This is a genomic window from Deltaproteobacteria bacterium (assembly GCA_016709225.1).
GTDB classification, from domain to species: domain Bacteria; phylum Myxococcota_A; class Polyangia; order Nannocystales; family Nannocystaceae; genus Xiheibacterium; species Xiheibacterium phototrophicum.
On sequence record JADJEE010000012.1, the window covers coordinates 1,808,466 to 1,824,741 of the forward strand.

Consider the following 16,276-nt stretch of genomic DNA (forward strand, 5'->3'; position numbering starts at 1 on the left):
AATTCGCCGCCCGTCTGAGGTCGGCGCATGACCCGAATTCTCCCGATGATGATGGTGCTCGGCCTCGGCCTCGGTCTCGCTTGCGACAGCAAGACGGAAGAGGCGAAGTCGGACAAGAAGGCCGAGACCAAGAAGGCCGACGACAAGAAGGCCGACGACAAGAAGGCCGACGCCAAGGGCGAACCCGCCAAGGCCGAGCCCGCCGCCGACGCCAAGGCCGAGCCCGCCGCGGATGCCAAGGCCGAGCCCGCCGCCGACGCCAAGCCGGCCGTCGCCGAGCTCGAGGAGATCGACCTCTCGCCGTGGGGCGACGCGTTCAAGGGCTACGTCGCGATGGCGCCCAAGGGCACCAAGGTCGAGTTCGACGACCCCAGCCGCCAGCTCATCATCTCCGACGTGGACTTCGTGTCGATGGGCGAGGCCCCCGGCTACGCCGACGCGATCAAGTCGCTCGCGAGCGACAAGGACAACTCGAACATCAACGTCGTCAGCGAGACCGAGGCCCGCTGGGAGCGCAACCCGCCCCTGGGCAAGCAGTGGAACTTCGACATCAAGCTCGACATCGGCGGCAAGCCGTGGTCGTGCAACGGTGGCACGTTCACCGACGCCGCCATGGGCGACGCACTCGTGAACGTGTGCAAGAGCATCAAGAAGAAGTGAGGTGCGCCGCCACGCGATCGACCGCGACCGCGGTCTGATCGCCGCTGGCGAGGTGCTTGAGGGTGAGCTCGCCGCGCGCGAGCTCGTCCTTGCCGAGGATGCCGCACCACCGCGCGCCGACGCCGGGCGCGTCGGCGTACTGCAGCTGCCGCCCCAGCTTCGCCGCCTCGGGGAACACCTCGACGCGCAGGCCCTGGGCGCGCAGCTTCGCCGCCACCGCGAGCACTTCGGCCGGTTCGACGTCGAGCCAGCACAGCATGAGCTCGGGGCCGATCGCGAGCGGCGGATACATGCCGCGCTCGCCCATGACCACCAAGATGCGCTCGAGACCGAGCGAGAGCCCGACCGCCGGCACGCGTCGCTTGCCGAAGATGCCGACCAGCTCGTCGTAGCGGCCACCGCCCGCCAAGCTGCCCGCGAGATCGGCCACCTGGATCTCGAAGATTGGCCCGGTGTAGTAGCCGAGTCCGCGCGCGAGTGAAGGATCGAAGCGCGCGCGACGGCCCGCCGAGGTCACGGCCAGCAGCGCGAACAGCTCGCGCAGGCCCGAGAGCGCCGCGCGGGCCTCGTCGTCGGCCAGGGCGATCGCGGTGGCGTCGAAGCGTGCCGCGTCGGCCTCGTCGGCCGGTCGATCGATGAGCTCGATCAGGCGCGCACCGGCCTGCGCCGCGATGCCGCGCTCGACCAGCTCGGCGATCACCGCGTCGCGGCCGATCTTCGCCAGCTTGTCGACCGCCTGCAGCGCAGTGCCCTCCTGGGCAGGGTCGATGCCGGCGGCCCGGATCACGCCGCGCAGCAGCGCGCGGTGGTTCACACACAGGGTGTAGTCGTCGAAGCCGAGCCGATCGAGCACGTCGCACGCCGCCGCGCAGACCTCGGCCTCGGCGAGCTGGCTCTCGGTGCCGGTGATGTCGACATCGCACTGGTAGAACTCGCGGAAGCGGCCCTTGCCCGGACGATCGGCGCGCCACACCGGCTGGATCTGGTAGCGCTTGAAGTACTTCGGCAGCTCGCCGTACTGCGCGACCACGCGGGCCAGCGGCACCGTGAGGTCGTAGCGCAGCGCCTGATCCGACAGCGCATCCGCCGACAACGACGCGGGCTCGGCGAGCGCACGCTGCAGCACCTCGCCGCGGTGCAGCAGGCGATAGACCAGCTTCTCGTCCTCGCCGTACTTGCCCAGCAGGATCTCGAGGTTCTCGATCGCCGGGGTCTCCAGCGGCACGAAGCCGTAGCGTTGGTAGACCTCGCGCACGATCCCGACCACATGGTTGCGACGCGCCAGGTCGGCGGGAAGGTAGTCGCGCATGCCCGAGGGCGGCTTGGTGCTGATGGCCATCGCCTCGACGTTGTATGCGAAAGCGCGCGGGTGAGCCAATCCTTCTCTTGCGCGCGGCAATGTCGGCGTCACAACCGGTCCCCACCCGACTCGATCCCTCGGACCGAGGAGGCCCCGATGCGCACCGCTCTACTCGTCACGGCGCTCACCTGCAGCGCGGCGATGGCCGTCCAGGTGCGCGCGGCCACCCGTCAGAGCGTCAGCGGCTGGGCGCGGCGCGGCGACTACACCCTGGCCGGCAGCCTCGTCCGCGAAGGCACGAAGACCACCGGTGAGTTCGTGCTGCTGATCTATCCCACGACGCCCGGTGGCGCGAGCTGCAGGTTCACGAGCTTCCACGACGTGCGCTTCGACGTCGGCTCGGTCCGCTTCGAGGGTCGTGGCACCTGCACGAGCATGCCGGCCACGGGCGCGCCCCTGACGACCGATGTCGACTGTCGCTTCGTGCTGGAGGACGGCGTGAAGGACCGCTTCGACGTCGAGAAGGTGGGCACGACCGGCGTCAGCGTGCCCGGCGGGACCATCGACAGCGGTGATCTGAAGATCCGCTAGTACCTCGACACAGCGATAGTGATGGGTCAGAACGCCGTCATGGCCGCGACTCCGCAAGGCGCCGTGCCGCCGGAATACCGGGCGTATTTCAAGGTGCGGCAACGCAGCGAGGCGCGGTCAGGGCGGTGTTATGGCCCGTCACTATCGCTGTGTCGAGGTACTAGGCGCGGTCAAGGCTTCGCTGCAGCGCCGGCCTTCGGCGGCGCGACCCATTCGCGACCGGCGAACGGCTTGTCGTAGTCGAGCTCGCCGAAGCGCTGCTTGCGACGATCCCGCCTTGCGTCACGCTCGGCATCGACGGGATCGCCGGTGAAGTCGAAGGACAGCTCGACGCGCTTGCCCTTGCGCAGCACGGTGACCTTCTTGCGCTGCCCGGGCCCATGGATCGCGCGGAACAGCTCCCAGCGCGAGCCGGCCTTGCCGTCGACCTCGAGCACCTCGTCGCCGATGCGCATGCCGGCCGTGGCCGCGCGACCGCCCTTGGTGAGGCTCTTGGCGCGGGTGCCGTCGAACTCGACCCCGAGCTCCCGGCGGGGCAACGAGGCGCTGTCGGTGCGATCGAGGCGATGATCGAGGTTGGCGAAGCCGAGCGCTGCGATCGCGACGACCATGGCCGAGTGCTTCTGGTACTCGGGGATCGCGAAGTCCAGGGTGTCGAACTGGGTGTGGTGCGAGTGGTCGTAGTCGGCGCGACCCGACTGCCGCCAGAAGAAGCCCGGGATGCCCTTGTCGATGAACGGCGAGTGATCGCTGCCACCCTTGCGTAGGCTGTCGGCGTACCACAGCCCGAACGGCATCGCGTCGTCCAGCTTCATCACCGGCGCGAAGACCTCCTGCATGTCCTTGGCCATCTCCGGCGTGACCTCGAGCCCCGAGAGGAAGTTGGTGCCGCCGTCGTGCACGAGCACGATCTGCGTGCGCTCGACCAGCTCGGGGTGCGCGTCGACGTAGGCCTTCGAGCCCAGCAGCCCCTGCTCCTCGCCGCTCCACAGCATGAAGCGAATGGTCCGCTTGGGCTTGGCCCCGGCAGCGACCAGCAGCCGCGCGGCCTCGAGCGTGGTCGAGCAGCCGGTGCCGTTGTCGACCGCCCCCTCGGCGCCGTCCCACGAATCGAGGTGTCCGCCGACGATCACGAGCTCGTCGGGCAGCTCGCTACCGACCAGATCGGCGACGACGTTGTGCTGCGGCACCGGGCCGCGGAAGAAGCGGTTGTCGATCGAGAACTCGAGCTCGACGCCCTCGCCCTTGGCCATGCGCGCGGTGAGGTCGTCGTGTTGATCACCACGCAGGATCACGCGTGGGTCGGCCGGCAGCGCCGCCCAGTCGACCTCGTAGCTGCCGCTGGTGTGCACCAACAGCTTCGCGGGATCACGCGCGCGCTCGACGAAGCCCGCCACGCCCGCGCCGTGCAGCGCAGCGTCGATGGCCTTGGTGACGGCCTCGTTCGGGCGCGCCTCGGGCTTGCGCTCGGGCACCACCACCCACGCCCCCGCGAAGCGCTTCGGCTCGGCGGTGACCTGCTTGGCGCTCTCGGGGTACGCGACCGCCGGCCCGCGCACGGGCCCGAACACGCCCGGGCTCCACGCGCGGGTGGTGAACACGTAGGGCGCCGCGACCGGCGCGACCATGCCCCCCGACCACGGCCCGCGGTCGAAGCCGACCGGCACCTCGCCCCAGCGTTCGATGCGGGCGTCGAGGCCGAACGAGGCGAACTTCGATCGCGTCCACCGCTCGGCCTCCATCAGCGCGTGCGAGCCCGTGAGGCGCGGACCGACGACCTTGGTCAGATGCTGCAGGTACTCGTCGACGCGGCTGTCGTTGGTACCGAGCTCGACGATGCGCTGGACGATCGGATCGTCGGAGACCTTCGCGACCTTCGGCGTCGTCGGGGTCGACGCGATCTCGGCGGGCGTCGCCGCGGGCGTCGTCGGCACGGTCGTGACGGGCCGGGGCCCGCAGGCCAGCGCCGCAAGAGCAGGCCAGAGGATTGCGGCGATGCGAGCGAAGCGTCTCGACATGATCGGCGCCGAGCATACACGCTCGATGCGCACAGCGCCGCAATCGGCGCGCGCCTCCAGGGCTCGGCGCGTCGGCCCGTCGTGGTGCGACCCCGACCGCCCGGCGTGGTAGCGTCGTCGCATGCGTCGGTTCGCTGGTCTCGTGTGGGTGGTCGTCGCGTGCGGTGACGACGTCGGTGGTGTCGCCACCGGCGACGATGGCAGCTCGTCGCCATCGACCTCGGCGGGTTCGGCGACGGACTCCGACGGTGCGTCGGCGAGCGGCGCGTCACACTCGAGCACGACCGCCGACGCCACCACCAGCACGGGCGGCGACACCTCGGGCGCGGCCGATTCGACGACCAGCGCGGCCGAGCCGTGCGGCTGCGAACCCGGCGAGGTCTGCATCGAGCACACGACCGACGCTTGCACGGTCCCGCACACCCCGAACACGGACTGCATCCCGCTGCCCGACCCCTGTGCCGACGCGGCACTCGAGTGCGACAGCCAGTGCGGCTGGCACCTGTGCGCGGGTCCTGGCTGCCTTGGCGCCGGCGTGGAGGTCTGTGGCGCGCTCTCCGAGGGCTTCGTCTGCAGCGGGGGCGGCTTCGCGTGCAACCTCTACGCAGCCGAGCCGTGCCCCATCGGCGAGAAGTGTGCGTCGTGGTCGTCGGACGGCGACGACACCTTCGACGCCACGCGCTGCTCGCCGCTCACCGATGTGAGCCCCGCGATCGGCGAGCCGTGCAGCTTCGAAGGCTCGCCGTACTCGGGGATCGACAACTGTGAGGCGGGCGCCATGTGCCTGCTCGTCGATCCGAGCGACGAGAACAGCGGGCTGTGTCGGGCCGCGTGCGTCGGCGATCCCTATGACGCGACCTGCGTCGATCCGGCGATGACCTGCGTCATCGAGGGCGACTACTTCGGGTGGTGCCTGCCGAGCTGAACGTCAATATCGTAGGTAGCGCAGCTTCATCGAGACGTCGTAGTCCCAGTCGAGCAGTTCGAACACGTGACCTGGCGCGAGCTCGAAGGTCGCGACGCGATTCGGGTACAGCGACGCGTAGAACGACGCCGGTGCCTTGTCGGCGAGCGCGAAGGTGCCGTTGACGAGCAGCGGCGACTCGTCACCCTGCTCGGTCATCTTGTGGCTGTGGCCGGCGAAGTGCAGCTGCGCGCCGCCGGACAGCTTCGCGGTGCCGCCGCGTTGGATCGTGAAGGTCTCGACCGGCTCGGCCACGGTGAACTCCAGCAGGTTGACCGGCGACGGTGCCGAGTCGAAGCCCGCGGAGGGGCCGTGGCTGGCGCGAATGCCCTGCGGGTCCCACGCGACGTCGATGCGAAAGACGCCGCGCTTGCACGCGGGGAACAGCTCGGCGAGCGCGACCTCGAAGCTGACCGTCGAGCCGACGCCGATCGGCGACGCGTGGCCGGTCGCCCGCGGCGTCGTGCAGCGCTTGGCTGCGACTGCCTTGCCGCGCGCATCGACGAGGTCGATCGCCAACCACGCCCGCGCGAAACAGCCCACGTCGGCGAACTCGACCATCGGCAACGGCGCGGTGTCGAGGTTGTGGATGATCACCGTGAGCTTCGGCGCCGATGTGCCGAGCGCCGGCGCGATCAGGAACTCGACCATCGCGGGCGAGCAGCTCGGTCCTTCGCACGGTGGCGCTGCAGCAGCGCCCGCGGGCGCGGCGACCTCAGGCGCCACGACCTCCGGCGTCGGTGCGTGGGTGGCAGGTTCACTCGGATCGCGGGACCGCGTCGACGCAGGCGAGGCCCCCGATGCGATCGCGGGGGTGGGCGCAGGCGTCGTCGCGGTCGTGGCCGCGCGGCAGCCGATGACGAGTGCGAACGCCAGGACGAGCGGATGGCGATTCGGCACGCCGTGAGCGTAGCAGGGCCGCTGGCGACCGCGCGCGCGGCCCGCTCAGCCGCCGCGATGACGCTGCACGTAGGCGCGCGGCGTGACGCCGATGGTCGCCTTGAAGTCGCGCGCGAAGTGGGCCTGGTCGGCATAGGCGAGCACGGCCGCGAGCTCGGCGAGCGGTGGTGGGTCGGCGCTGGCCAGGCGCGCGGCGGCCTCCTGCAGCCGCGCGCGGCGGATCACCCACTTGGGCGTCGCGCCGACGTGGCGGGCGAAGAGCCGCTGGAGCACGCGGGCTTCGAGGTCCCACGTCGCCTCGAGCTGCTGCACCCGCACGATCGCGCCATCGGCTGCGATGCGCTGCACGATCGACTCGACCATGCGCGCCTCGTCGGTCGGCGTGGGCGCGAGACCCGACCACGCCTGCTCGAGGGCGTCGAAGGCCGCGTCGTCATCGGCCGCATGCTCGAGCTCGAGCTCGAGCGCGTCGACATCGATCGACAGCACGTCGCGCAGCGCAACGACCCGGTCGGTCCACTGTCGCGCATCGCCGGGCACCAGCGCCGCGATGGCGCCGACGCGCAGGCGGGTCCCGAACATGCAGCCCCGCCCGTCGAGCCGTCGCACGAAGCGACGCCGCTGCAGCCCGACCAGCCGCGAGGCACCGCGCTCGATCACCAGGTTCACGGTCGGGTCCGTGATCATCTCGGCGACGTGCGGCGCCTGGCCCTGCAAGTCCCACCGCGTGGTCCACAGCAGCGCGACCCAGCCGGCGAGCGCGGGGCACGGCGCGCGGCGTGCGACGTCGATGCGTCGCCCGCTGCGGGGGTCCGACACGACGACGCGGGCCGGCCGCGTCGGCAATCGCGTTTGTTCAAGACGATGGGGGCGCGGCGTGGCCATGCTCTCGCACGTGGCTCGCCACGCGCGGCCCCCTCGGGCGCCCTCGCGCGAGCTTCGTTTCGACCCATCGAGGAGTGCCCCATGAACGACATCACCATCAAGCACATCGACGCGATCCCGGCCTACGAGGGCGAGCACGCCATCCCCGGCATCCAGTTCCGCTTCGCCGCCAAGGCCCTGGGCGTGACGGCGTGGGGCATGAACATCGGCGTGGTCGCCCCCGGCGTGACCGCGTGGCCGGAACACGACCACCACGGCGACGGCCAAGAAGAGGTCTACTTCATCGTCGCAGGCAGCGCGGTGCTGGTCGTCGGTGACGCACGCACGCCGCTTCCCACCGGCACCTTCGTGCGCGTGCCCCCGCAGGTGCGCCGGACCCTGCACGCAGGGCCCGAGGGCATGACCGTGCTCGCGATCGGTGGCACACCCGGCCAACCGTACACGCCGCAGTTCGGCTGACCGCCGCGATCCCGCTCCGGCGCGTGCAGAGCACCCCCGGCGATGGCTTGCCTCGTGGCGACGGTGTCACGGCGCGAGGACCGTGAGCACGTCGCCGTCGAGCATCCAGTCGTAGGACGTCAGGCCCACCGGCGCCGGCCCGCTGCGACGCGCACCGTCGAGCGCGAAGCGGGCGCCGTGGCAGGGGCAGGCCCAGCCGTCACCGTTGCGCTGCACGCCACAGTGCTCGTGGCTGCACTCGGTGCCGGTGACCTCGAACGTCTCGGCGTCGAGGCGTGTGACCGCGATGGGGTGCGTGAGCCCGGCATCGATCATCACCGAGCTGTCGACGTTGGCGAGCTGCGGGTGGTCCGAGAGCTTGACCTCGAGGTCCTGCGAGAGGACGTCGAGGTTGCCGTCGTTGGCCGTGCAGCCGACACACGCGGAGGCCCCGGCTGCACCGGCGGCGATGGAGAAGCGACGACGCGTCAACGTAGGATCTGATGCCATCGTCGTCGAACCCTAGCACCGTCGCGAACGCACGCGAGGGCGGGCGAAGAGCCTGCGCGTGCGGGAGCGACCGTCGTCATCGTCGCGGTGGTTGTAACGAACTGCGGGCAGCTCGATCCCGCGACGTACCACGATCGATGTGGGTCAGATTGAGCCATCGGCGCGCGGCCACCGTGCCGACCGGCCCGCGATGCAACCTCGCATTGCGATGCCGTGCGGCGAGGGCAATCGGCCGTCGGCAACGGGGCGGCCACGATCCCGCGTTCGGCGGCCATCGACCGCGCCCCTCGTCATGGACCGCCGGTCCGCCGACCATGGGAGTCATGGCGTGGATTCGATGGCTGAGTGTGGTGGTGGTGGTGTCTGGTGGGGTGGCTTGTGGTGGTGACGACGCGTCGGGCGGCGGCGGCGACTCGAGCAGCAGCGACGGCTCGTCCTCGACGAGCCCGACACCGAGTACGAGCTCCGACGAGGCCGACGTGAGCGGCTCCGAGACCTCGTCGGAGGGATCGTCGTCGGACACCACCGGCACGACGGGCGACGAGCCACCCGAGCCCACCGACGCGCGTGTGCTGTACACCGTGCTGCACGGCACGGCCGAGCAGGATGGCACGTGGTTGGTCGATGTCGAGGCGGGTGTGCTCGGTACGCCGGTGCGCGTGAGCGAGGACGTCGCGTACCCGGTCGCGTCGTCCCCGAGCCGACGCTGGCGCATCGACGATGGCCCAGCCCTCGCAGCGGGAGCTCAGGTGCGCCTGCTGGATCGCGACGCCGTACCGATTGCACCCGCGAGCACCCACGACCTCGGCGACGACGGCGAGCTCGACTCGCTCCGCACGCACGCGTTCGCGAGCGATGAATCGGCCGTCGCCGTGCTCGCGGTTCCGTTTCCCGCGGACACCGCGAGCATCTTCACGCTCGCGCTCGACGGCGCGACCCCAGCGACCCCGTGGCGTGCAGACACCGCGTTGCCTGGCGAGTCCTTCGCGACCGACGTGGCCTACCTCGCCGGCGACGACCAGCTGGTACTGGTGACGCACGACCCCGCCACGAACGTCGAAGGGCTCGCGCTCGTGCCCGCGAGCGTCGATGTCCCCGGCGCCTTCGCCTCGGTCGTGGATGCGGCGGTCGGCGAAGAGATCGAATTCATGGCTGCGGCCCACGACGGCAGCCTGCTCACCTACGTCGCACGCGATGCCGCCACGGATCGAGCGCGTGGGTACGTCGTCGAGCTCGCGGCGCTGCCGGCCGTGCCCATCGAGCTGCAGCTCCCCTCCGAGGAGACGCGCGTGGGCCTGATCCAGCTCGCCCCCGACGACAGCGGGGTTGCCTACTCCGTGCGAACCCCGGCCCAGCCGAGCGATACGATCTCGGTGTGGTGGAGTGCCCTGGTCGACGGCGTACCGCAGGCGCCGATCGAGCTGGCCCCGGACCAGCAGGTCTATGGTGTCACCGCATGGTCGCACGATGCCCGCTGGATGGCGCTGCGGGTCGATGGCGAACCGAGTCGACGCCTGCTCGTGCGGCTCGACGACGGCACGCCTTCGGCCCCGATCGATCTCGGCCCCTTGGTCGACACCCTCGCGGATACCAGCCGTTCGTTCACCGCAGATGGATGGCACTACTACCTGACGCAGAGCGATGGCGCGCCGACGATGGTGCGCGTCGACGTGACCGGCGATAGCCCCGGCGAGCCTCAGACGGTACTCGGGCCGGTCGACGACGTGCTCGAGTACGAGATCTCCGACGACGGCAGCACGCTCGTCGCCGCCACCCGCGGCCCTGGAGGCGGCGACTACGAGGGGTTTGCGGTCGATCTGCGGGGCAGCGAGCCCGGCGTGCCCGTGAAGTTCAACGCGCCGATGGCCGCGGGGGAGTGGGTCTACCGCGTCTCCGTCACCGCCGACGGCCGCGCGATCGCGTATGAGCGACGGAGTGCGGACGGGTCGGCCCGGTTCGCCCACTACGTGGATCTCGCGACACCGGGGGCGGCCGTCACGCTCGCGGACGGGATCGAGATCGACGGGCTCGGCGTGCGCGGGCGACCGTGACGCGCGAGTCGAGGCCCAATGCCTCGATGAGCGCGAGCACGTCGCGACCAAAGTCGCACGCCCGATGAACGCTGCGTCCGGCCGCGGCCGCTTCGGGCCCGACGCCGCCCACGAAATCGGGGATCGAAATCAATACCCGCGACACGGAACGGGCGGAGTCCGTCCGTGCTCGCCGTCCATCGCCTCGCCGAACCCACCGCGCTTCCCGTCGTCGCCGTCCTCGCGGTCGCGCTGGGGTGGACGGGCTGCGCCCAGCCGCCCCCTGCACCGCCGCTGCTGTTGGGGACCAGCGCGGGCGAGACCAGCGCGGGCGAGTCCTCGAGCGGAGCCGACGACACCGACGAGGCGCCGCGGACCCACGCGGTCGATGTGCTGTTCGTGATCGACAACGGCCACGCCATGGGCGGGCCGCAGGCCCGACTCGCCGCCGCAGGGGCGCCACTGCTCGCAGGGCTCGACCAGCTCGGCCTGCACTGGCGCATCGGCTTCACGACCACCGACAACGGCAACCCGACGTGCGGCTCGACCTCACCCGAGGCCGGACGCCTGCAGCTGAGCAGCTGCCGCGCCCACACGGGCGACTTCGTGTTCAACGGCAGTCCGCCCACGGATGCGACCGCGAGCGCGTGCACCGATCTCTGTCCGCTCGACGAACTCGTCGTGCAGCCGACCACCACCGCGCAGGACGACGTGCCCTCGCAGCGACTCTGGCTCGAGCCCGGCAACCTGCCCACCGGCGTGACGGCGGCGCAGGCCTTCGCGTGCGCGGCCCCCCAGGGCATCGCGGGCTGCGGCTTCGGCTCCCCGCTCGAGTCGGGTCACAAGGCCCTGTTGCGCGCGGCCCTGGACGACGAGGCGCAGCATGGCTTCGTGCGCGACGACGCGTTGCTGGTGGTCGTCTACGTCACCGATGGCGTCGACTGCTCGTACGTGAACGACTTCCAGTCGATCTTCCTCGAGGAGGGCGCCGTCGCGTTCTGGTCCGACCCAGCGGCGTCGGCACCGACCGCGGCGGTGTGCTGGAACGCCGGCGTCGGGTGCAGCGGGGGCCCCGGCAGCTACGACGAGTGTCACGCCGAGAACCGCGACCAAGACGGCAACTTCGGCGTGAGCGACGAGCGAGCCGTGCTGCACCCCGTCGCGCGCTACCGCGATCGGCTCGCGGACCTCGAGCTCGAGAAGCAGGGCATCGACCCCGCCGCGCGCGTGCTGGTGGCCGTCATCGGCGGGCTCCCTCCGGGCTACGACCACGGCACCCCGCTGGTCTACAACGACGCGAGCGACTCGACCGTGCAGCTCGAGCTGGGCATCGGACCGGGCTGCGTGCAGCCCGACGCGAGCCCGGTCGCCCCGCCGGTGCGGCTGCGCGAGCTGGCGGAGTCGTTCGCACCCCACGGTGCGTCGCGCAACCTGTGGTCGGTGTGCGACCCGAGCTACGACGACGCGATCGCCGGCATCCTCGCGATGATCGAGGCCCACGTCGCGCCGAAGGACGGACCATGATCGCGCCCGCGAGTTCATCGGCGTCCGCGCTCGTGGGCAGTGTGCTCGGCGGCCGCTACGACGTGGTGCGCCTGCTCGGTCGCGGGGGCATGGGCGAGGTCTACGAGGGCACCCATCGCCTGCTGCAGAAGCGGGTCGCGATCAAGGTGCTCTCGCCGCAGCTCGCGGTCGACGAGACCCAGCGTCTGCGATTCCTCCGAGAGGCGCGCGCGGCCAACCTCATCGCCCACGAGAACGTCGTCACGATCCTCGACTTCGGTGACGGCGATCCGACCTACTTCGTGATGGAGTTCCTCGAGGGCGACGACCTCCACCGCCTGGTCTCGCGCGAAGGCGGCCTGCGATGGCCGCGAGCACAGGGGCTGTTGCTGCAGATGGCGCGCGCGCTCGGAGCCGCCCACGCCCGCGGCATCGTGCACCGCGACGTGAAGCCCTCGAACATCTTCGTCCTGCCGCGGGTGGGCCTCCCCGAGCTGGTGAAGGTGCTCGACTTCGGCATCGCCAAGCTCGCAGGCACCGGCGGCGAGACGATGGGCCTCACGCGCACCCACGAGTTGATGGGCACGGTCGCGTACATGGCCCCCGAGCAGGCGCTCGGCGAACGCGTCGATGCACGCACCGACGTCTACTCGCTCGGCATCGTGATCTACGAGATGTTGAGCGGCAAGCTGCCGTTCAACGGCACCAACAGCTACAAGGTGCTCGACCAACACGTGCGGACTCCGCCGCCGCGGCCGACCTTCGTCGACCCTGCGATTCCACCCGCGGTCGAGGCGTTGATCCTGCGCGCGCTCGCGAAGCAACCCGCCGATCGGTTTGCATCGATGGAGGAGCTCGCCCACGCAATCGCGGGCATCGGCAGCACGGGTGGCACCGCGCACGCAGGTGCACCGCGGGGCACCTCCGCCGCCACGGCGGGGGATCCGGGCACGGTGATGTTGTCGTGGACGCCCCCGAGCAGCCGCGAGCCCATCCCGCCGACGGAGTTCCTCGCAATGCCGGTGACACCCGCCTCGGCCGGGCCCACCGAGTTCCTCGGACGCGAGCCGCCAGCGCCGTCGTCCACACCCGCGGTGGTGACACCCACGCGCGCGGGCACGCACACGACGCTGGGCGCCGCACCGGCGATGACGCGGGTCGAGATCCCCGGACGACGGCGGCTGGCGCCGTGGCTGTTCAGCGCGGCGATCGTCTCGATCGGTCTCGGCGTCGCGGTCGGCACCCAGATGATCGACGATGCGCCCACCACCGACGCGCCCGTGCACGCCATCGCGGCCGCCAGCCCGACACCCGCGCCCGCGCCGGAGCCCACTGCGCGGTGGGACGCGGGGACGAAGGTGCCCACGGAGCAACCGACGGCGACGACGACGACGACGGGTCCACCGACTGGCGACACCCCCGCGATCCCAGTCGCCACACCACCGCCGGCGACCGACCCGGCGACGACGTCGAACGCTGGCCCCGCCGCAGAGATCGCGACCCCGAGTTCGTCGAACCGGCCGCGCGCTCGAACCGCGCAGGACGACACGACCTCCGCCACCGCGACGTTCGAGCGCACGATCGCCGCGCTGCGCAAGGCCGCGCGACGCAAGTGTGGGTCGGAGCTCGGCACCACCGGCGTGACGGTGACGTTCCATGTGAAGGCCGACGGCGCAACCACGCTCGTCAATGTCAGCGACGCGACGCCGCTGGACGGCGAGTCCGGCTGCGTCGCCGCGCTCGTGCGCGCAACCAAGTTTCACGACGGCCGCGACGTCGGCCGTCACAGCATCGTGCTCGAGCCCTCGAGCCGGAGTCGGCAGCCATGAAGAGCCTCGCTTCATCGATCGTGGCGGCGATGCTCGTCGCTTCACCACCGGCTCGGCCGGCAACGACCGCCACCGACGACAGCTTCTACACCGTGGTCGACCGCGCGGAGGCGGCCGCGGCCGCCGGCGCACTCGCGGACGCTGCGGTGCTGTACGAGCAGGCCTACGATCGCCTCGCGCCGTCCGATCGTGCCGCCGAGAGCGGCACCGACGTGGTCTCGGCGTCGATCCGCGTGCGCAAGAAGCTGTTCGTCCAAGCGCCCGCGGACCCGGCCCCGATCGAGGCTGCGATCGCACTGTTGGAGCGCCACCTCTCCGACATCGCCCAGGGCGACGCCATGCGCCCGACCGCCGTGCTGCGCGACGAGCTCGAGGGCCTGCGCAAGCTCGCACCAGCGCCCGCACGAGCGTCGACGCCGTCCCCCTCGCACCCGCCCGGTCCGACCAGTCGCCCAAGTCGTATCGACGCGATCGATCTCCCGACGTACGAGGGCGACGACGACGACGAACACACCGCGTCGTTGGTGCACCGGCGCGGCCGCGTGGGCGCGGCCCTGCTCGGCGTCGGCGCGGCCGTCCTCACCGGCGGCGTCACCTTGCTCGCGGTGGGTGCCGCCAACCGCCGCCAGAACGATCGCGACCTCGCACGTGCCACCGCACTGCCGGCATGGCAGCAGACCTGCGCGAGCGACCCTGAGTGCGGACTGCTGCAGTGGCGCGACAGCGAGCGCTCACGCAACCGCACGCTGTTCGCGAGCGGTGCCGTGCTCACGGGCGTCGCGGTCGGCCTGCTCACCGCGGGCATCGTCGCGCTCGCCCGTGCGCGGCATCCGGGGCGGCGACGCCAGGCGCTTCGGGCCGCACGCTAGCGGGCGCACGAAGCTCCAAGAGCGCGCCGGCCACGGCCAGCACTCGCCGCTGTGGGTGGGGCATCACGTCGCCGCGTCGGCGGCGAGCACATGGGCCACGATCGCCGCGTTGACGAGCTCGCCGTGGGTCAGCGGGCCCATGTGGCCGGCCTCGGCAACCTCGAGCGTGCGCGCGTGGGGCAGCGCCGCGGCCAACAGGGCGACCACGCGCTTTGCCGCGACCGGCGAACGGCCGCCGGCGAACAGCAACGCCGGCGCGACGATCTTCGCATACGCACTCGCCGGGCTGCGCTCGTTCATCAGCGCCATCACCTCGAAGAACACCTTGCGACCGACGCGCAGGAACGACGCGCGCGCGGGCTCGGCGAGGTTGCGCCACGCACCCGGGCCATTCCAGTAGTCGATGAAGGCTTCGAACCACGCATCGCCGCCGCCGCGCACCGCGTCGGTGAACACCGGATCGACTTCGGCCCGGGCGAGGTCGGCGAGGCCCTCGCGATCATCGGCGCGGTACACCACGCCGAACGCCACCGGGTCGTACAAGGCCAGCGAGCGCACGCGATCGGGCTGCCGCTGCGCCAGCATCAACGCAATGAGTCCACCGTACGAGTGACCGACGAGGTGCACGGGTTGACCGAGCTCGGCGATGCGCGCCTCGAGCGGCGCGAGCTCCATCCCCAGCTCGAAGGGCGCATCGTGGGGCCACGGTGGGTTCTCGCCCGAGCCGAGAAAGTCGGGCGCGACCACGTGGTGCGTGGGTGTGAGCGCGTCCGCGAGCCGACGCCACTGCCGCGACGACATGCCACCGCTGTGGAGCATGACGACTGGATGGGCGTGGTGGACGGCCGTGACGGGCATCGCCGCAGCGTACGCGTGAACCGCTGCGCGTGGGCACCCCCCTGCATGCGCCCCACCGCGCGCGCCGGGCAAGCCCCGTGCGCCGGCGCCGAGCGCCCATCGCCGCGGCACCGCAGCTCCGATAGACTCTACCGACGATGCTCAACGCTCGCACGTCGCTGCTCGTCGGGACCATCTCCGCGTGTGCGTTGCTCGCATGCGACGTGGCCGACGCCGCCGATCGCGAGGCCGTCGGCGCCGTCGCTGGCCTGAGCGAGACCGACGCCGATCGTTTCGTCGGCCAGTACGCGTTCGCTGGCGGGGACGACGAGCGCACGACCCTGCGCAACGCGATCGAAGACCTCGTCGGCATGCTCAACGCGCTCGTCCGCGGCGTCGCACGCGACAAGCTCACCGAGACCAATCCGGTGTTCGAGAAGGTCTCGATCGAGCGCAAGGGCGCCGAGCTGGTGCTGAAGTTCGGCACCCTCACCAACGCCTGCAAGCTCGACGGTAGCGTCACCGAGGTCCCAGGCATCGATGGCAGCACGCTCACCTGCCGCCTCTCGATGCAGGGCGATGCGCTCGTCCAACAGCTCAGCGGCTCGCGCGGTGGCCGGGTCAACACCTTCAGCATCGGCAAGAGCGGCCGGCTCGCGATGAAGACGCGGATCCACTCGAAGATGATGCCCGCGGACCTGCGCTACACGCTGACGTTCAAGCGGTAGCCGGCAGCGGGGCGCCGGTATCACGCCTCGTCGCAGTCGCAGCCGGCGGCGACGGCAGCGACCTCGATGCGCACGGGTGGGGAGAGTGGCTTGCAGTCGTGCGTCCGGTCGATCGCAACGATCACGGTGCCGTCGTGCAATCTCTCGACCACCTCGCCACAGCTACCAGCCTTGAGTACCGCCGAGTAGTCGCTGGTCAGATGGACACGCATTT

16 protein-coding genes are annotated in these 16,276 nt (G+C 71.2%); 9 read left to right on the top strand and 7 right to left on the bottom strand.

From position 1 onward, the window contains the following. Nucleotides 1-27 precede the first annotated feature (27 nt). The gene (locus tag IPH07_32495; GenBank protein ID MBK6922157.1) at nucleotides 28-660 is read left to right on the top strand and encodes a hypothetical protein; all 633 of its coding nucleotides are present in this window, start codon (nucleotides 28-30) and stop codon (nucleotides 658-660) included. Here the strand turns inward: IPH07_32495 and hisS are convergent. Next, a complete protein-coding gene (hisS, locus tag IPH07_32500; protein MBK6922158.1) occupies nucleotides 647-1,999 on the bottom strand; it encodes a histidine--tRNA ligase in 1,353 nt (450 codons plus the stop codon). The genes IPH07_32495 and hisS overlap by 14 nt on opposite strands. 117 nt (nucleotides 2,000-2,116) lie before the next feature. Here hisS and IPH07_32505 point away from each other — a divergent pair, with 117 nt between their 5' ends. Next, nucleotides 2,117-2,551 carry a hypothetical protein gene (locus tag IPH07_32505; protein MBK6922159.1) on the top strand — a complete coding sequence of 145 codons (435 nt, stop codon included), beginning with the start codon at nucleotides 2,117-2,119 and terminating at the stop codon, nucleotides 2,549-2,551. Between the two features lie 170 nt (nucleotides 2,552-2,721). On the opposite strand, the gene IPH07_32510 is transcribed toward IPH07_32505, so the two are convergent. Further along, the gene (locus IPH07_32510) at nucleotides 2,722-4,569 is read right to left on the bottom strand and encodes a M20/M25/M40 family metallo-hydrolase (GenBank protein ID MBK6922160.1); all 1,848 of its coding nucleotides are present in this window, start codon (nucleotides 4,567-4,569) and stop codon (nucleotides 2,722-2,724) included. 121 nt (nucleotides 4,570-4,690) lie between these two features. Between IPH07_32510 and IPH07_32515 the strand changes: the two genes are divergently transcribed. Then, on the top strand, nucleotides 4,691-5,494 hold the full coding sequence (locus IPH07_32515; GenBank protein MBK6922161.1) for a hypothetical protein: 804 nt from the start codon (nucleotides 4,691-4,693) through the stop codon (nucleotides 5,492-5,494). Nucleotides 5,495-5,497: 3 nt separating this feature from the next. On the opposite strand, the gene IPH07_32520 is transcribed toward IPH07_32515, so the two are convergent. Next, on the bottom strand, nucleotides 5,498-6,184 hold the full coding sequence (locus IPH07_32520; protein MBK6922162.1) for a hypothetical protein: 687 nt from the start codon (nucleotides 6,182-6,184) through the stop codon (nucleotides 5,498-5,500). Between the two features lie 294 nt (nucleotides 6,185-6,478). After that, nucleotides 6,479-7,252 (bottom strand): AraC family transcriptional regulator, encoded by a 774-nt coding sequence (locus IPH07_32525; GenBank protein ID MBK6922163.1) that lies wholly within the window; start codon nucleotides 7,250-7,252, stop codon nucleotides 6,479-6,481. Between the two features lie 147 nt (nucleotides 7,253-7,399). On the opposite strand from IPH07_32525, the gene IPH07_32530 reads away from it, so the two are divergent. Further along, nucleotides 7,400-7,777 (top strand): cupin domain-containing protein, encoded by a 378-nt coding sequence (locus tag IPH07_32530; GenBank protein ID MBK6922164.1) that lies wholly within the window; start codon nucleotides 7,400-7,402, stop codon nucleotides 7,775-7,777. Between the two features lie 66 nt (nucleotides 7,778-7,843). On the opposite strand, the gene IPH07_32535 is transcribed toward IPH07_32530, so the two are convergent. Continuing rightward, nucleotides 7,844-8,266 carry a Rieske 2Fe-2S domain-containing protein gene (locus tag IPH07_32535; GenBank protein ID MBK6922165.1) on the bottom strand — a complete coding sequence of 141 codons (423 nt, stop codon included), beginning with the start codon at nucleotides 8,264-8,266 and terminating at the stop codon, nucleotides 7,844-7,846. A gap of 323 nt (nucleotides 8,267-8,589) precedes the next feature. On the opposite strand from IPH07_32535, the gene IPH07_32540 reads away from it, so the two are divergent. The 4 genes from IPH07_32540 (at nucleotide 8,590) to IPH07_32555 (ending at nucleotide 14,497) form a co-directional block, all read left to right on the top strand. Beyond that, a complete protein-coding gene (locus IPH07_32540; protein ID MBK6922166.1) occupies nucleotides 8,590-10,317 on the top strand; it encodes a hypothetical protein in 1,728 nt (575 codons plus the stop codon). Between the two features lie 165 nt (nucleotides 10,318-10,482). Further along, nucleotides 10,483-11,820, top strand: coding sequence for a hypothetical protein (locus IPH07_32545; GenBank protein MBK6922167.1), 1,338 nt, complete (start codon nucleotides 10,483-10,485; stop codon nucleotides 11,818-11,820). After that, a complete protein-coding gene (locus IPH07_32550; GenBank protein MBK6922168.1) occupies nucleotides 11,817-13,628 on the top strand; it encodes a protein kinase in 1,812 nt (603 codons plus the stop codon). The genes IPH07_32545 and IPH07_32550 overlap by 4 nt, the downstream gene beginning before the upstream one ends. Continuing rightward, nucleotides 13,625-14,497 (top strand): hypothetical protein, encoded by an 873-nt coding sequence (locus tag IPH07_32555; protein ID MBK6922169.1) that lies wholly within the window; start codon nucleotides 13,625-13,627, stop codon nucleotides 14,495-14,497. The genes IPH07_32550 and IPH07_32555 overlap by 4 nt, the downstream gene beginning before the upstream one ends. A gap of 63 nt (nucleotides 14,498-14,560) precedes the next feature. Here IPH07_32555 and IPH07_32560 read toward each other — a convergent pair whose 3' ends face one another. Then, nucleotides 14,561-15,355: an alpha/beta hydrolase gene (locus IPH07_32560; protein MBK6922170.1), complete on the bottom strand. Its 795-nt coding sequence runs from the start codon at nucleotides 15,353-15,355 to the stop codon at nucleotides 14,561-14,563. Between the two features lie 137 nt (nucleotides 15,356-15,492). On the opposite strand from IPH07_32560, the gene IPH07_32565 reads away from it, so the two are divergent. Continuing rightward, nucleotides 15,493-16,062 carry a hypothetical protein gene (locus IPH07_32565; protein ID MBK6922171.1) on the top strand — a complete coding sequence of 190 codons (570 nt, stop codon included), beginning with the start codon at nucleotides 15,493-15,495 and terminating at the stop codon, nucleotides 16,060-16,062. A gap of 20 nt (nucleotides 16,063-16,082) precedes the next feature. Here the strand turns inward: IPH07_32565 and IPH07_32570 are convergent, their stop codons facing one another. Further along, nucleotides 16,083-16,274 (bottom strand): hypothetical protein, encoded by a 192-nt coding sequence (locus IPH07_32570; protein ID MBK6922172.1) that lies wholly within the window; start codon nucleotides 16,272-16,274, stop codon nucleotides 16,083-16,085. Between the last annotated feature and the right edge of the window lie 2 nt (nucleotides 16,275-16,276).

Excerpts from the sequence above, each read along its gene's own strand:
- IPH07_32495 (MBK6922157.1), top strand. The coding sequence starts at position 28 with ATGACCCGAATTCTCCCGATGATGATGGTGCTCGGCCTCGGCCTCGGT.
- hisS (MBK6922158.1), bottom strand. The coding sequence starts at position 1,999 with ATGGCCATCAGCACCAAGCCGCCCTCGGGCATGCGCGACTACCTTCCC.
- IPH07_32505 (MBK6922159.1), top strand. The coding sequence starts at position 2,117 with ATGCGCACCGCTCTACTCGTCACGGCGCTCACCTGCAGCGCGGCGATG.
- IPH07_32510 (MBK6922160.1), bottom strand. The coding sequence starts at position 4,569 with ATGTCGAGACGCTTCGCTCGCATCGCCGCAATCCTCTGGCCTGCTCTT.
- IPH07_32515 (MBK6922161.1), top strand. The coding sequence starts at position 4,691 with ATGCGTCGGTTCGCTGGTCTCGTGTGGGTGGTCGTCGCGTGCGGTGAC.
- IPH07_32520 (MBK6922162.1), bottom strand. The coding sequence starts at position 6,184 with ATGGTCGAGTTCCTGATCGCGCCGGCGCTCGGCACATCGGCGCCGAAG.
- IPH07_32530 (MBK6922164.1), top strand. The coding sequence starts at position 7,400 with ATGAACGACATCACCATCAAGCACATCGACGCGATCCCGGCCTACGAG.
- IPH07_32535 (MBK6922165.1), bottom strand. The coding sequence starts at position 8,266 with ATGGCATCAGATCCTACGTTGACGCGTCGTCGCTTCTCCATCGCCGCC.
- IPH07_32540 (MBK6922166.1), top strand. The coding sequence starts at position 8,590 with ATGGCGTGGATTCGATGGCTGAGTGTGGTGGTGGTGGTGTCTGGTGGG.
- IPH07_32550 (MBK6922168.1), top strand. The coding sequence starts at position 11,817 with ATGATCGCGCCCGCGAGTTCATCGGCGTCCGCGCTCGTGGGCAGTGTG.
- IPH07_32555 (MBK6922169.1), top strand. The coding sequence starts at position 13,625 with ATGAAGAGCCTCGCTTCATCGATCGTGGCGGCGATGCTCGTCGCTTCA.
- IPH07_32560 (MBK6922170.1), bottom strand. The coding sequence starts at position 15,355 with ATGCCCGTCACGGCCGTCCACCACGCCCATCCAGTCGTCATGCTCCAC.
- IPH07_32565 (MBK6922171.1), top strand. The coding sequence starts at position 15,493 with ATGCTCAACGCTCGCACGTCGCTGCTCGTCGGGACCATCTCCGCGTGT.
- IPH07_32570 (MBK6922172.1), bottom strand. The coding sequence starts at position 16,274 with ATGCGTGTCCATCTGACCAGCGACTACTCGGCGGTACTCAAGGCTGGT.